The sequence below is a fragment of the Halosimplex litoreum genome, from assembly GCF_016065055.1.
Classification (GTDB): domain Archaea; phylum Halobacteriota; class Halobacteria; order Halobacteriales; family Haloarculaceae; genus Halosimplex; species Halosimplex litoreum.
In genome coordinates this window covers 515,567-528,966 of the sequence record NZ_CP065856.1, presented here as the reverse complement: position 1 = coordinate 528,966, position 13,400 = coordinate 515,567, and the positions used below count along the sequence as shown (strand labels likewise).

The window sequence follows — 13,400 nt, the reverse complement described above, 5'->3', positions numbered from 1 at the left end:
GACCATCGAACGAAAGCAACGACGCTCCGTTCGAGTAACGGGTCACCCCGACGTTGTCTGGCGATTACACCCCTCGAAAATATGGGCGCTGCAGGCTCCGGTTCGACTGTCGAACGAATCGCCCTTTCAGGCGTGGGGCCGCCAAAATCAGCGGATCTCAGATACACCCAAAGACACAGTGTTCTGTGTATCCATAGATGCCGACTATCACGGTCAACGTAGACGACGACCTCAAAGAGCGTATGGACGAACACCCCGAGATCAACTGGAGTGAGGTCACGCGACAGGCCATCCAAGAGAAAATCGAAGCGCTCGAAGTGATGGACGAACTCACAAACGAGAGCGAACCTACCGAGCGCGACGTGCAGGAGATCGCCGACAAGATCAACCAGAGCGGACGCAAGCGCGTTGACCAGGAGTCGGCCTAAACTCGACGAATGAAGCTGACCAGCGACGTAAGCGACCCTGGTCTCGTTCATCAGTCTGGTTCATAGTAAACCCTACACGTCTCCGGCATCGACGTGGAACCGAATGGCTGACTCGTTGTGGTACCCGTCGGTCGAGGACGTTGTGACCATCCACGACGACATCGTTTCGGAGTACCCCGATACACCCGCCGGTGTCCAGAATCGAGGAGACATCGAGTTCGCGCTGAACTGCATCGAAGAGGGGAGCTTCGGTACGGCACCCGAGACGATCCACCAGAAGGCGTTTCACCTCCTCCGGCTTCTCGTCGCAAATCACCCCTTCGTCGATGCGAACAAGCGTACCGCCCTCAACTCGACTGTCGTCTTCTACTTCCTCAACGGCTATCGGTTCGAATACGACGACGAAATCAGGACGATCCTGAAACGGTTCGGTACTGACGAGGCGGCCGTCGATGAGGAAAAAACCGTCCAGTATCTCCTCTCCCACACCGAAGAGCTGGATCTATCCGGTGAAATCGAGGAGTGGCGAGACGATCTGATCCAGTACGGGATCGACCAGTTGACCGGCGATTCGTCGGATCCGAACGATTAACGACGGTGGAAGCATATATACAGATATGGCCACCGAGGAAGGGACGGAAACGACCTCTCCGCTCGACGAGGTGATGGAGGACATTCGTCGGGAACTTGTCAGGCGGGTCGCGGCTGAGGACCGGAATGTTAACCGGGACATCTACGACGCCCTCGAAGGCGAGTAACTCGCCAGCGCCCAAATCGACGATTGATTCTTTCCGTGGATACCCGATTGGCTGTACGTGAACCCCGGTTGCTGTGCGCGAACCCTGGTTGGAATCACACCCCCGCTCGTCCATCGAACGAAAGCAACGGCGCTCCGTTCGATAGGAGGGTCACTCCGCTGCTGTCTGGTGATTACACCCTTCGAAAACATGGGCGCTGCAGGATTTGAACCCGCGACAGCTTGGTCCGAAGCCAAGCACTCTGTCCAAACTGAGCTAAGCGCCCTCACAAACTTCTACACGAGCATCGATGTTTAAACGTCCCGATCCGTGCTGGGGAGTGCGGTCACGACCCGGTTCGACGATACCGAACGTTCGTGTGGATTGGGTCGTCCGTGGGAGCGACCCGCGAGGCCGGGGGCATAATAAAGATTTTAACGACCGCCGTGACTAATCGACATGTATCGAACGGACCGGTCGCGGTTCGTGGCGAAACGGTGGTGTCTCCCGTAGGAATGTACGACCTCGGATCGATGTTCGGAAACGCGACGGTGGCCCCAGGTACGAACCTGCTGGTCTCTGGGCCGCCGCTGTCGGGCAAGCGTCGCATGGCGCTCGACGTGCTGGCCCACGGTTCCGAACGCGGAGAAGGAGTGATCGTGGTCACTACCCGCGACAGCGCGAGTCGCGTCCTCAACGACTACGAGGCGCTGGTCTCCGACCCTGGGTCGGTCGACATCGGCATCGTCGACTGCGTGACCAAACACCAGGGACGGAGCGCCCGCGATACGGACATCGTCAAGTACGCTTCTTCGCCCGAGGACATGACCGGGATCGGGATCAAGTTCTCCGAGTTCGTCGAGGAGTTTCGTCAGGAGCGGGGGGTCGAGAACGTCCGCGTGCTGGTGGACTCGCTGTCGACGCTGTTGATGTATTCGGACGTCCAGACCGTCTTCCGGTTCATGCACGTGTTCACGAGCCGGATCGAGAACGCCGACGCGATGGGTATCCACGTCATCGAGTCGACGGCTCACGACGACGAGACGCTGAACACGCTCCAGCAACTGTTCGACCACGCCGTCGCCGTCGAGGTGGACGGCTCGGTGTCGACGACGATCCCCGACGCGGAACCCGGCCCCCTGGAGCGGTAGCCGGCAGTCTTTTGCGCGTCTCGGCCCACGGTCCGAGTATGCCAGTCGACTCCGACGACACGCTTCGCGAGATACTCGACGGGGACACGATCGCCGTCGTCGGCCTGTCGAGTACGCCGGGAAAGGCCGCCCACGACGTCCCGGCGTACATGCGCGAGCAGGGCTACGAGGTGATACCGGTCAACCCCTACGCCGAGGAGATATTCGGCCGCGAACCGTACGACTCGCTCACCGAGGTCGAGGAGACGGTCGATATCGTCGACGTGTTCCGGCCGACCGACGAGGTACCGGGGATCGTCGACGAAGCGCTGGGGCGCGACGACGTCGGGACCGTCTGGCTCCAGCTGGGAATCATCCACGACGACGCCGGTGAGCGCGCCGAGGCTGCCGGTCGGCACTTCGTGCAGGACCGCTGTCTGAAGGTAGAACACGGACGGCTGTTCGGCTAGCGTCGGGTCGGTGGCGACACCACGAGCGAGCGGCTGTCTCAGTCGTTGGTCGCTGCGGAGTCGCCCGAACCGGTCGCGTCACCGCTGCTCGCGGCGTCGGCTGCAGCCGAGCCGGTGTTCGACGCCGTTTCGTCGCCGCTCCCCTCCGCCGCGGTTTCGGCGGGCTGGCCGTCGCCGTCGGGGTCGGGAAGCTGCTCGGCGACGACGGCCTCGGCGTCGACGCCCTGCTGTTCGGCGAGCGCCTCGACGATAGCGCGCTGTTCGGCCAGTTCCCGGTCCATCGAGTCGAGCTGGTCGCTTGTCGACTCGACGCGTTCCTTGAGGTCCTGTACCTGCTCGATCACCTGGTTGAGTCGCTCGTAGAGCTTCTCCGCGATGTCGGTCACGCGCTGGATCTTCTTCGCGGTGTCACCGAATCCCATGCCCGCGGGTTCGGGCCCCCCCGTTGTCGGTGTTTCGGCTCGGCGGCCGGTCACCGGGTCGTCTCGGGGTCGGACGAGCGGGCGCACGCGGACCGAGACCGGGGCGATTAAACCCGGAGCGTGCGGAGTCGGGGACATGAAGCAGACGCGGCTCGCGCCGCTGGTCGGCGTCGTCGGGTGCCTGCTCGTGCTCGTGTCGCTGGGTCTCCCCTACGTGTTGGTCAGGACCGCGGTCGGGTCGGCCGTGGGGACCTACTACGGTGAGGGCGCCCTGAACCCGCTCGTCGGCGGGTTCTTCGCGCTGGTAGCCGCGATCGTCCTCGCCGCGGGTCGAGACGAGCGCACGGACCCGCCGCTGGCGGCCGGCGTCGGCATCGCGCTCGGCTTCTTCGTGGTCGTCGTCGTCGCGGTGTGGGCGGTGACCGTTCCTGTTGGGGTTATCGGCGGCATGGACGGACCGGCGGCGCTGAGTTCCCACCGATGGGCGACGCTCGTGGTCGCCGCGTTGATCCCGGTCGCCAGTCTCTGGTGGTCGCGGACGCTGGGGTTGCTCTGAATCCCACCGCTATCGTTCGATCTCGGGACCGCCGCGTCGGAGTGACCCGAAAGGCCCTTATGATGGACGGGGGTACGTTGGGATGGACTAGGCCGGGCAGCTAGGCCCTGCTCGTCACCTGCGGTATGGCCTTTAGCAGGGGCCGAACACCGGTGGCGTCCGGTCCGACGGGCGTGGGCCCCGCGAGCCAACGTGGAAGCCTCGTCCTGCGGGGACGGCGGTCCGCGGCTTCGCGTCTGCAGGGACGCGCGGCCGCGGTTGATCGAGGGCACTCCGTCAGGCGCGGAAGCGAGCAGCGGACCCTCGGACACCCGTCGCTCGCAGGGTCGCGGGGTGGAGGAGGCAAGCGGGATTCCCCGCGCTCGAACGACCGGGCAACCCCGGGAGTCCGTCCATTCATCACGCAACCATCTTTTTCGACGAGGGGTATCCTCGCTCGGCCTTCGGCCTCGCTGCGGGTACCCCTCGTCGAAAAACATGGGTGAAAAAGCCGCATCTCGGCCTCCGGCCTCGATGCGGTGAACCGGCGCTTCGCGCCGGATGCTGGATGCAAACCAGCCTGTCCCCGGGTCGGCCGACGGAGCGGCCTCCCGGCCATCGCGACCACCACTGCGCCGAACCGCAACCGCCCCGCTCAGCACCGCGACCGACGACGACCGTATCCCCGCCGAGGGCGTATTCGGGGGTATGCCCACCGTCCGAACCAACGATATCGAGACGTACTACGAGCGCCGCGGTGAGGGCCCGCCGGTCGTGTTCGTCCACGGCGCCATCGTCGACCACTCCCAGTGGGACCCCCAGCTCGAAGCGCTGAGCGACCAGTACACGACGATCGCCTACGACGTACGGGGTCACGGTCGGACCGGCGGGTCCCAGCGCGGTCGCTACTCCGTGGACCTGTTCGCCGACGATCTGGACGCCTTGCTGGACGCGCTCGAATTCGACGAGGCCGTCATCTGTGGGCTCTCGACCGGCGGCTGTATCGCCCAGGTGTACGCCGCGCGCCACCCCGACCGGGTCGCCGGGCTGGTGCTGGCCGACACGTTCGCACCCGACTATCTCTCCGTCGGCGAACGGCTCCAGCGGTCGCTGTTGCTCCGTGCGACGGTGCCGTTCGTCCGCCTGTTCGGCTACGAACGCGTCGAGCGCTGGCTGGTCCGCTTGCAGGAGCGGATCTCCGGCGAGGGCGTCAGCGGCGACTACGAAAACATCGAACGGATCCGCGAGACGGGACCCAAGATGTCGACCGACGAGTTCGCGAAGGTGATCGGTGCGGTGGCGGGGTTCCACCGCACCGAGGTCCGCTTCCCAGCGATCTCCGCGCCGACGCTCGTCTGCTACGGTGAGCACGAGGCGCCGTTCATGCGCCGGCAGGCCCGTCGTCTCGCGACTGAGATCGGCGGCGCGACCCTCCTCGCGGTTCCGGGCGGCGGCCACGCCTCGAACCTCGACAACCTCGAGTTCGTCACCGACGCCGTCCACGAACTGCTGGCGGAGGTCTATCCGGGCGAGACAGCGGAAACGGCCGAGGTGTCGGACGGAAGCGGAGCGTAGCTCGGTCGCGGCGGTTGCGGTGGCGGAGCGGTGCTGTTGCAGAGCAGAGCGGTGCTGTTGCAGAGCAGAGCGGTGCTGTTGCAGAGCAGAGCGGTGCTGTTGCGGTGGCCGGGAGGTCGTTCCGTCGGCGACCCGGGGACAGGCTGGTCTGCGGCCAGCATTCGCGCGAGCCGTGCGAGCGCGATTCACCGGTCGCGACTACAGGGAGCGACCGGCAGTTTTTCCCCACGTTTTTGTAACGAGGGGTTTCCCGCAGCGAGCGGAGCGAGGTGCGACCGAGGGGAGCACCTCGGTGCGAACGGCGCGAAGCGCCGTGAGCGAAGCGAGCGAGGAAACCCCTCGCAGTAAAAAGTGGCTAGTCGTCGCCGGCCGTCGGTTCGACGACTCCCTCGACGTTCGAGAGTTCGATGCCGCCGCCGATGGTGCGGTTCGGGTAGGGGATGTTGATGTCCTCCTCGTCGAAGCGTTCCTTGACCGCGGTGACGTACTCGCCGCGGGTCTTGACGAAGTCCGCGCGACTGGGATTCGAGATCCAGATCCGCGACTGGAGGCCGACCGAGGAGTCGCCGAGTTCGGTCAGTCGCACGGACGGCGCCGGGTCGTCGAGGATGTCGGGGTGGTCGTCGGCCTCCTCGACGATGATCTCGGTGGCTTTGTCGATGTCGTCCTCGTAGCCGATGCCGAACAGGAACTTCAGGCGGAGTTCCTCTTTCGCGACGGGGTTCTTGATGACGCCGTCGGTGAGCTGGGAGTTAGGGACCGTCAGCAGTTCGTTGTCGAAGGTGCGCACGCGGGAGACGCGGAGGCTGATGTCCTCGACGACGCCGGCGTAGCCGTCCCACTCGATCCAGTCGCCGATGCGGAACGGCTTGTCGGTGTAGATGAAGATGCCGGCGACGAAGTTCTTCAGCACGTCCTGGAGCGCGAAGCCGATGGCGAGCGTGGCCGCGGCGGCGACGGTGGCGATGGAGGTGAGGATGTTGCCGTAGTCGGCGAACGCGAAGGCGACGCCGAGCGCGCCGAACGCGATGAGGAAGTTGGTGAGCTTCCGGAGCGGCTTGCGCGCGTGCTCGTCGAGGTCGCGCGAGGAGAGGAAACGACCGACGATGGGGCTGATGACGACGCGGCCGAGCACGTACAGCGCGACGAACGCGACGACGAAGGTGACCGCCGAGCCGACGGCGTTGGCCAGCGTGGCTTCGAGACCGAACGAGTCGGCGAGGAACTCGGCGACGACACCGTTCGGGAGGACTTCCGGGTCGGTCTGTTGGAGCGGGCCGAAGCCGCCGATCATCGCTCGAACACCGCCGTGTGTCCGCGGGTGCGGACCACCTCGGCGTTGACGCGGTCGGCGAGGTCGTCGGCCAGCTCCTCGGTGGTGGTCCCCCCGCGGGCCGACCGGTGGAACTTCGCCTTGACGAACTCACGCTCGGCCAGCTGGTCGTTGAGTTCGGCCTCGACGGGGTCGAGGCCCTTCTTGCCGACCCAGACCGTCACGTCGAGTTCGTGGATCCGCTGTGCACGTGTGGAATCGCTCATGTACCCACCAGTAGGAGTGAAGCCGTTCAAAGGTTACGGGTGGGCGCGGCCGGGGCTCGGCGGCACGGACAGTCCGCGGGCGGTGGCGGCTCGCGATCGGTCAGTCGTAGGGGTAGCGGGCCTGGGCGCCGCAGTCGCAGGTGACGACGACGTGGCCGTCGCCCAGGCGGACGCGGGCGTTCTTCCCGGGGCGGAGGTAGGCGTCACAGCGGTCGCAGGTGAAGCGGGTGAACTCGCGGGGGAGCGCGAGGCGGTTGCGCTCGGCGATGCGGCGGGCGCGGCGGACGTAGCGACGGGCGCGGTCGTCCTCGCCGTCGACGGTCGCCTCCCTGGCGAGGTCGCACAGGCGGTCGATGCGCTCGCGAGCGATGGCCTCGGTGTCCACGTTCCGAGATGTCCCCGAGCGGCAGGTATACTTTGCGTTCGGGCGGCGTCGAGCCGTTCCGGATCCGGTGGCGGAGTCCGTCGCCGGTCTCGGCGGCGCGCGGAGATGGCAACGCATTAAATCCCGCTCGGCATACGGTGGGCGCATGGACCTGCCGAGGGTGGCCGCGTTCACCGACTCCTACCTGCCCACTCACAACGGCGTCACCTACACGATCCAGACCTGGCGGGACCGCTGGCACCGCCGCGGCGGTCGGATGGACGTGGTGTATCCCGGCAGCGACCACGAGCCCGTGGAGGGGGAGTACCCCGTCAGCAGCCTCCCGTTCCCGTTCTACGAGGGGTTCCGCGTCGGCGTCCCGGGCGTCCCGGAGGCGGTCGACAGCGCCGAGGTGGTCCACGCTCACTCGCCCTTTAGCCTGGGTCTCGCCGGCCTGCGCCTCGCCCGCAAACACGACCTGCCGATGGTCGCCTCGTATCACACCCCCACCAGCGAGTACGCGGAGTACCTCGCCTTCACGCGCCCGATCGAGCGGGCGGTCGAGCGCAGCGCCGAGGAGTACGAACGGCGATTCCTCGACCGGACGGACGTGGTCGTCGCGCCCAGCGAGCGGACCGCCGACCACGTCCGCGATACCGTGGGCACGGCGACGACGGTCGAAGTCGTCTCCAACGGCGTCGACGTGGACTTCTTCCGCCCCGTCGAGACCGAACGGTTCCGCGACCGCCACGACCTCCCCGAGGGACCGCTGGTCGGCTACACCGGACGCCACGGCTACGAGAAGAACCTGTCCGCCATCGTCGAAGCGGTCGAGGGCCTGGACGTGACCCTCGTCTTCAGCGGGGACGGGCCGGCCCGCGAAGACGTCGAACGAGCGGCTGCCGACGCGGACCTCGACGCGCACTTTCTCGGCTGGCTCGACCGCGAGGAACTGCCCTCCTTCTACTCGGCCCTGGACGTGTTCGCGTTCCCCAGCCCGGTCGAGACCCAGGGGATCGCGGCGCTGGAAGCCAACGCCTGCGGGACGCCGGTCGCGGGCGTCGCCAGCGCGGCGCTGGCCGACACCATCGACCAGGGCGAGACCGGCTACAAGGCGCCACCGGACGACGTGGCGGCGTTCCAAGACGTGATCGCGCGGACGCTCGCCGAACGCGACCGACTCGGCGAGGAGTGTCTCGCCCGCCGCGACGCGATCAGCGTCGAACACTCCGTCGACCGCCTCGCGGGCGTCTACGACCAGTTGCGCTGACTTACCCCTCGTCTCCGCCGAAGCCGGACTGGCTCAGCCCCGCACCGATGGCGACACCGATTCCCATCCCGATAGCGATACCGAGCGCGAGGTCGTCCATCGCCGTCCCCAGCGCCACGCCGATCCCCGAGCCGAGTGCGATCCCCACTCCCATTCCGGACCCGTCGACCTCGTCGCCGTCGGCTTCGTCCGTGTCAGTTCGGTCCCTCCCGGTCTCCTCGCCACCGCTCGCGTCCTCGACCATGGGGACACGACGACCACCGCAGGGATAACTGTCGCTGTCGGTGCGGCGAGCGCCGAGCCGAACAATCGGCCGGTCGATCAGGTCCTGTCGGCTTCGGGGTTGTTCGCGCGGCGGTAGGCACCGACCATCTTCCAGAGGGCCGTATCGATGTCGCCCTCGACCGACTCCGTCTCGATCTGGCGGTACAGGTCTTCGGAAACCTCGATCTGGGGCATCACCTCATTCTACACGGTAGATACTGAAAAACCTCCTGTGAGTCGCGAGCGAGTAAACGTTTTCGCGGGACCGCGGTGGTCTCGATCGGGACCCGACCGTCCGTCGACCGGTCAGTTCGATGGGCGGGGAAAGGCGGTGACGACCTTCGAGACCACGTCGAAGGGGTCGTAGATCGACTGGTGACACTGACAGTAGACGGCGTTCTCGGCGCCGTCGACGGTGGCCGACTGCTTGAATCCCGAAGGGACACAGCACAGATGCGTACACTTGTTGAGCCAGGCGAGAAACCCCCGGTCGGTGCTCGCGGCGAGCCACTCGTCGTCCTGCGCGAGGCGCTCGATCTCGGGGCTGCGGATGACTTGCACCGGGAGCGTCGACTCGGGTTCGACCGAGCGCCAGGTGGCCGCCGCGGGCTTGCCGAGACCGTCGTCGCCGACGCCGTTGCCCCACTCCTCGTAGTCGTCGAACAGTTCGACGGCGAGTTTCGTCCCCGGCTCCAGGTCAGCTTCCCAGTCGTACCGGCCGCCGGGGTCGGCCCGCAGGAAGTTGTCCGCCTCGCTGTCGGGGACGAGCTTCGGGTGGGTCTGGATGCCGCAGTACTGGAACCACTTGCTGGAGTAGGTCACGCCGCCCAGCGTCGTCTTCGCCGCACCGTCGGCGACCTCCCCGCTCTCGGTCGCCGTCGGCCAGACGCCCTTGAGATAGCCGTCCTCGACGGTCACCGGGATCTGGGACATCCCCCGTGGCGCCGGACCGTCCGTGTTCTTGATGACCTTCGCCTCGACGTTCCCGCCACCGACGCCGCTGCGATTCGTCGGCACCGTCGTCACCCCGGACCCAGCGACGCCGAGCGACCCCAGTGCCGCGCTGCCGACCATCCCCTTCACGAAGCGACGGCGACTCGACGGCGCCGGATACTTGTCCTCGTCCATGGCATCGAGTGGCGCGCCCGGAAGTATAAATTATATTAAATTTTCTGTGGAATCGCGGACGGTCGCTGGACGGTTCCACGGGCCGTGTAACGTACTACGGTGTGTGAAGGCCGGAACGGTGGGAAATCGGGGCCTTCGGACGGACCTGTCCGTGAACGAACCGCACGGATTAAAAGTCGTCCATCCCCAGTTTTGTGGGTATGAACGGTGATTCCCTGGTCACCTTCGTGGCGCGGTCGGCGTTGCGCTCGGACCTCCTCCGCGCCGTCGAGCGCGACCCCCGCACGACGGCCGCCCTCCACGCGGACCTCGACGTGAGCCAGTCGGGCGTCTACAAGACGCTCGACGAACTGGCCGATCGCGGGCTCGTCCGCGAGTCCGACCGGTGGGAACTGTCCGCCCGCGGTCGCCTGGTCGCGGACGAACTGGCCCGTCAGGACGCGGTCGAGGACCTGCTCGACGACGAGTTCTGGGACGACCACGACGTGTCGGCGCTGCCGCGGCGATTCAGACAGCGCCTCGCCGGCGCGGGCGAGTGGGAGCTGTACCGCAACCCCGCCCGGAACCCCCAGTACCTCGAACGCTGGGCGGTCGAGCTGTTCCGCGAGGCCGACTGGCTCCGCGTCGGCGCGCAGGTGTACTACCCACGTTTCGCACGCATGGTCGACGAACTCGCCGACCGGGGCGTCCTCGACGCCCAGGTCGTCGCCGACGACCGCCTCGTCGACGAGGCCATCGAGCGCTACGCCGACGGCGACGCGCCCTCCTGCATCGACGAGCGCGTCGCCGATCTGCCCTTCTCCTTCACCGTCACCGCCGACCTGGTCGCCCTGTCGCTCCCGACACGCGACGGCGTCTCGGATCTGGACGCCGTCCTCGTCGGCTCCGGGGAGGGTGCCGTCGAACTCGGCCGCGACATCCACACCCACTTCTGGGACCGCGCCGTGCCCGTCGAGGACTACCTCGCGACGGTCTGAGCCCGTCAGAAATCGTCCAGCGACGACTGCTCCCCGCCCGTCGCCTCGTCGCTGTCGCCCTCGTCGGCCCCTCCCTCCTCGCGTCGCCGGTTGGAGAACGACCCGCGCCGCCGGACGCGCGCGTCCGACAGCGCTTCCTCGGCTCGGTCGGCCAAGTCGGCGTACTGCGCCCGCGTCTCGGCCGCGCGTCGCTCGAAGTCGACGACCGGGCGGGGGTAGTCCTCGCCGATCCGGACGCCGGCCTCCGCCTGGACCGCCAGCGGCGCTTTCTCGGGCTTCGCCAGGTGTTCGTCCGGCAGCGGCGCCAACTCGGGGACGTACTCGCGGACGAACTCGCCGTCGGGGTCGTACTCGCGGACCTGCTTGGCGGGGTCGTAGATCCGCACCGGGTGGACGCCGGTGAGGTTGCACTGGGACTGCCACTGCGTGTAGTTGATCGCCGGGTCGGCGTCGATCAGCTGTCGATACATGAAGTCGGCGCCCCGGCGCCACCACTCGCGGAGGACGTAGTGGAAGACGGAGGCGACCATCGCCCGCATGCGGAAGTTCAGGTATCCGGTCTCGACCAGCGCCTGCATCGCCGCGTCGACCATCGGGAAGCCCGTGCGCCCCTCCTTCCAGGCTGCGACGAGTTCGAGGTCGTGTTCGTCGCGGAACAAGCCGCGCATCACCGGGTTGACCGCGCGGTCGGCCCAGCCCGGCCAGTCGGCGAGTTTCTGGGTGTAGTGGCGGTTCCAGAACAGCCGCGAACGGTACATCGATTTCCCGCGGCAGTCCGGTGCGGCCTCGACGGCCCGGTACACCTGCCGAACCGACAGCGCGCCGAAGGCCAGATACGGGGACAGCCGCGAGGAGCGCTCGGCGGCGGCCGCCGGCGGCGAGACGACCCTCGGATAATCGCTGATCCGGTCACAGAAGGCCGAGAGGCGCTCGTTCCCCGCCATCGTCCCGCCGCGAGGCACGTCCGTCTTCTCCGGCGCCACGTCGTAGCGCTCCTCGACCGCCTCGACGCTCGTCGTCGAATCGACCGGGTTGTCCGGGAGACCCTCGGGCCGCTCGGCCGGCTCGCGCTCGAAGTACGCCTCGCAGTGGTCCTGCCACGGAACGGCGTTCTCGCCCCCGTCGCCCCGTCCCTCGCGGGTGTCGACCGCGACCGTGCCGTCGCGGTGGCGCTCGTCCGTCCGCCGGATCCCGTCGTCAGAGAACGTCCGGACCGCGTCCCACGAGCGGATCGTCTCCCCGACCTCGCGGCCGTACCGAGCCGTCGTCGACCGGTTGCAGTAGATCTCGTCGACGACGCCCGCGTCCAGCAGCGACCGCAGTACCTCGCGTGGATCTCCTTGCCGGAGCGCGAGTGTCGACCCGCGGTCGCGGTACTGGCGGTCGAGGTCGTCGAGACACTCGTGGAGAAAGCGCAGTCGCGCGTCGCAGGCCAGCGACCGATCGCCGTAGTACCGCGGATCGAAGACGAACAGCGGCGCGGGCTCGCCGTCCGCTGCGGCGGCGGCGAGCGCCGCGTTGTCGACGGTCCGCAGGTCGTCGCGGTGCCAGACGAGAATCGACCGCGTCACACCTGCGCAAGGGCGGGCACCGACAAAAGCGCCCTGACCGAACCGATCCGGTCAGTCGTCCTCCGCCTCGACCGGACGGCGCTCGGACTCGATCACGTTCGAGGACCCGTCGAGCAGGAGGTCGACCGCCTCGCCGTCGACTTCGACCGTCGTCTCGACTCTGAGCGGGTCCTCGCCGAGGATCTCGCCGGGGGTGTCGAACAGTTCGCCCAGCTCCCAGATCGGCGTCTCCCGCACGTCGATGCCGGCGTCGTGGTACAGGGAGACGACAGCGGGATGGTCGATGACCGTCGCGCCCAGCGCCGAGTGCGAGCGGGCGCCGCACTCGCGACACTCGTGGACCACGTCGAGGTACGCTTCGAGCCCCGAGCCGTCCCCGTCAGGTTCGCGGATGGTGGTGTCGATCCGCCCGCTACAGGAGGGACAGAAGCCGCGGTTCATCCGTTCGGTCTCCGTGTAGAGGTACTGGCTGTAGACCGAGGGGAGATCCTGCGGGTCGTGGCCCGCGGCGACCACCGGCGGGGCGGGCATGTCCGTGACCGTCACCTCGCAATCGACGCACTCGATGCGCATCTGCTCGGTTTCGTAGCCCGCCTCGACGGTTCCGCCGCAGTTCGGGCACTCGCCGACCGGACGCGGCTCGACGCTCGTCCCGTCGTCGGTGTAGACGCCCGAGACCACGGCGCCGACGAGTCGCGCTCCGGCGTACGTGACGACGTACCCCCCGTCGTCGGCCTCGGCGACGAACCGGGGCATCAGCTCCTGCAAGTGGTAGTTGAACTGTCCGGAGTCACGCACGCCCGCCTCCGAGCGGATCTCCGCGAACGACGCCGCTTCGCCCTCCGAGGCCCTCGTCAGGTGCCACAGCGCCCGCAAGATGTCGAAGCGGGTCTCGTTGGCGACCGCCGCGAACACCTCGCCCGGGTCGGTCGCCCGGTCTTCGCCGTCGCTCATGGGCGAGGTGTACGCGAGCCCCGACTTGATTGTTAC

18 protein-coding genes, 1 tRNA gene and 1 other RNA gene are annotated in these 13,400 nt (G+C 67.4%); 10 read left to right on the top strand and 10 right to left on the bottom strand.

Going from position 1 to position 13,400, the window contains the following annotated elements:
• Positions 1 to 197: 197 nt before the first annotated feature.
• The 3 genes from I7X12_RS02695 (at position 198) to I7X12_RS02685 (ending at position 1,186) form a co-directional block, all read left to right on the top strand.
• Positions 198 to 428: a hypothetical protein gene (locus I7X12_RS02695; protein WP_198062349.1), complete on the top strand. Its 231-nt coding sequence runs from the start codon at positions 198 to 200 to the stop codon at positions 426 to 428.
• A gap of 103 nt (positions 429 to 531) precedes the next feature.
• Entirely contained in the window at positions 532 to 1,020 is a 489-nt protein-coding gene (locus I7X12_RS02690) for a type II toxin-antitoxin system death-on-curing family toxin (protein WP_198062348.1), read from the top strand.
• Positions 1,021 to 1,045: 25 nt separating this feature from the next.
• Positions 1,046 to 1,186 carry a hypothetical protein gene (locus tag I7X12_RS02685; RefSeq protein WP_198062347.1) on the top strand — a complete coding sequence of 47 codons (141 nt, stop codon included), beginning with the start codon at positions 1,046 to 1,048 and terminating at the stop codon, positions 1,184 to 1,186.
• A gap of 190 nt (positions 1,187 to 1,376) precedes the next feature.
• Here the strand turns inward: I7X12_RS02685 and I7X12_RS02680 are convergent.
• Positions 1,377 to 1,451, bottom strand: a tRNA-Arg gene (locus I7X12_RS02680).
• Positions 1,452 to 1,680: 229 nt separating this feature from the next.
• Here I7X12_RS02680 and I7X12_RS02675 point away from each other — a divergent pair.
• Together I7X12_RS02675 and I7X12_RS02670 are read left to right on the top strand one after the other, a co-directional pair.
• Positions 1,681 to 2,316 (top strand): RAD55 family ATPase, encoded by a 636-nt coding sequence (locus I7X12_RS02675; RefSeq protein ID WP_198062346.1) that lies wholly within the window; start codon positions 1,681 to 1,683, stop codon positions 2,314 to 2,316.
• 38 nt (positions 2,317 to 2,354) lie between these two features.
• The gene (locus tag I7X12_RS02670; protein WP_198062345.1) at positions 2,355 to 2,765 is read left to right on the top strand and encodes a CoA-binding protein; all 411 of its coding nucleotides are present in this window, start codon (positions 2,355 to 2,357) and stop codon (positions 2,763 to 2,765) included.
• Positions 2,766 to 2,803: 38 nt separating this feature from the next.
• Here I7X12_RS02670 and I7X12_RS02665 read toward each other — a convergent pair whose 3' ends face one another.
• Positions 2,804 to 3,187, bottom strand: a complete 384-nt coding sequence (locus I7X12_RS02665; RefSeq protein WP_198062344.1) for a DUF5798 family protein — start codon at positions 3,185 to 3,187, stop codon at positions 2,804 to 2,806.
• A gap of 136 nt (positions 3,188 to 3,323) precedes the next feature.
• Between I7X12_RS02665 and I7X12_RS02660 the strand changes: the two genes are divergently transcribed.
• The 3 genes from I7X12_RS02660 to I7X12_RS02650 all read left to right on the top strand — a co-directional run bounded on the left by I7X12_RS02660 (position 3,324) and on the right by I7X12_RS02650 (position 5,297).
• Positions 3,324 to 3,743 carry a DUF7548 family protein gene (locus I7X12_RS02660; RefSeq protein WP_198062343.1) on the top strand — a complete coding sequence of 140 codons (420 nt, stop codon included), beginning with the start codon at positions 3,324 to 3,326 and terminating at the stop codon, positions 3,741 to 3,743.
• A gap of 80 nt (positions 3,744 to 3,823) precedes the next feature.
• Positions 3,824 to 4,137, top strand: an RNA gene (gene ffs / locus I7X12_RS02655) — signal recognition particle sRNA.
• Between the two features lie 293 nt (positions 4,138 to 4,430).
• Positions 4,431 to 5,297, top strand: coding sequence for an alpha/beta fold hydrolase (locus I7X12_RS02650; protein WP_198062342.1), 867 nt, complete (start codon positions 4,431 to 4,433; stop codon positions 5,295 to 5,297).
• A gap of 355 nt (positions 5,298 to 5,652) precedes the next feature.
• Here I7X12_RS02650 and I7X12_RS02645 read toward each other — a convergent pair whose 3' ends face one another.
• The 3 genes from I7X12_RS02645 to I7X12_RS02635 all read right to left on the bottom strand — a co-directional run bounded on the left by I7X12_RS02645 (position 5,653) and on the right by I7X12_RS02635 (position 7,221).
• Complete coding sequence (locus I7X12_RS02645) at positions 5,653 to 6,591, bottom strand: mechanosensitive ion channel family protein (protein WP_198062341.1); 939 nt, start codon at positions 6,589 to 6,591, stop codon at positions 5,653 to 5,655.
• Positions 6,588 to 6,836 carry a YhbY family RNA-binding protein gene (locus I7X12_RS02640; RefSeq protein ID WP_198062340.1) on the bottom strand — a complete coding sequence of 83 codons (249 nt, stop codon included), beginning with the start codon at positions 6,834 to 6,836 and terminating at the stop codon, positions 6,588 to 6,590. The genes I7X12_RS02645 and I7X12_RS02640 overlap by 4 nt, the downstream gene beginning before the upstream one ends.
• Before the next feature lie 100 nt (positions 6,837 to 6,936).
• Positions 6,937 to 7,221, bottom strand: a complete 285-nt coding sequence (locus I7X12_RS02635) for a ribonuclease P protein component 4 (RefSeq protein WP_198062339.1) — start codon at positions 7,219 to 7,221, stop codon at positions 6,937 to 6,939.
• Between the two features lie 145 nt (positions 7,222 to 7,366).
• Between I7X12_RS02635 and I7X12_RS02630 the strand changes: the two genes are divergently transcribed.
• Positions 7,367 to 8,470, top strand: a complete 1,104-nt coding sequence (locus tag I7X12_RS02630) for a glycosyltransferase (RefSeq protein WP_198062338.1) — start codon at positions 7,367 to 7,369, stop codon at positions 8,468 to 8,470.
• Position 8,471: 1 nt separating this feature from the next.
• On the opposite strand, the gene I7X12_RS02625 is transcribed toward I7X12_RS02630, so the two are convergent.
• The 3 genes from I7X12_RS02625 to I7X12_RS02615 all read right to left on the bottom strand — a co-directional run bounded on the left by I7X12_RS02625 (position 8,472) and on the right by I7X12_RS02615 (position 9,862).
• Complete coding sequence (locus I7X12_RS02625) at positions 8,472 to 8,714, bottom strand: hypothetical protein (RefSeq protein WP_198062337.1); 243 nt, start codon at positions 8,712 to 8,714, stop codon at positions 8,472 to 8,474.
• A 77-nt stretch (positions 8,715 to 8,791) separates the two neighbouring features.
• Positions 8,792 to 8,929 carry a hypothetical protein gene (locus tag I7X12_RS02620; protein WP_198062336.1) on the bottom strand — a complete coding sequence of 46 codons (138 nt, stop codon included), beginning with the start codon at positions 8,927 to 8,929 and terminating at the stop codon, positions 8,792 to 8,794.
• A gap of 111 nt (positions 8,930 to 9,040) precedes the next feature.
• Positions 9,041 to 9,862, bottom strand: a complete 822-nt coding sequence (locus I7X12_RS02615; protein ID WP_198062335.1) for a Rieske (2Fe-2S) protein — start codon at positions 9,860 to 9,862, stop codon at positions 9,041 to 9,043.
• A 200-nt stretch (positions 9,863 to 10,062) separates the two neighbouring features.
• Here I7X12_RS02615 and I7X12_RS02610 point away from each other — a divergent pair, with 200 nt between their 5' ends.
• Positions 10,063 to 10,839: a helix-turn-helix transcriptional regulator gene (locus I7X12_RS02610; RefSeq protein ID WP_198062334.1), complete on the top strand. Its 777-nt coding sequence runs from the start codon at positions 10,063 to 10,065 to the stop codon at positions 10,837 to 10,839.
• 5 nt (positions 10,840 to 10,844) lie between these two features.
• Here I7X12_RS02610 and I7X12_RS02605 read toward each other — a convergent pair whose 3' ends face one another.
• Both I7X12_RS02605 and I7X12_RS02600 read right to left on the bottom strand, forming a co-directional pair.
• Positions 10,845 to 12,410 carry an FAD-binding domain-containing protein gene (locus I7X12_RS02605; protein WP_198062333.1) on the bottom strand — a complete coding sequence of 522 codons (1,566 nt, stop codon included), beginning with the start codon at positions 12,408 to 12,410 and terminating at the stop codon, positions 10,845 to 10,847.
• 51 nt (positions 12,411 to 12,461) lie between these two features.
• Positions 12,462 to 13,364 (bottom strand): winged helix-turn-helix domain-containing protein, encoded by a 903-nt coding sequence (locus I7X12_RS02600; protein ID WP_198062332.1) that lies wholly within the window; start codon positions 13,362 to 13,364, stop codon positions 12,462 to 12,464.
• Positions 13,365 to 13,400 lie beyond the last annotated feature (36 nt).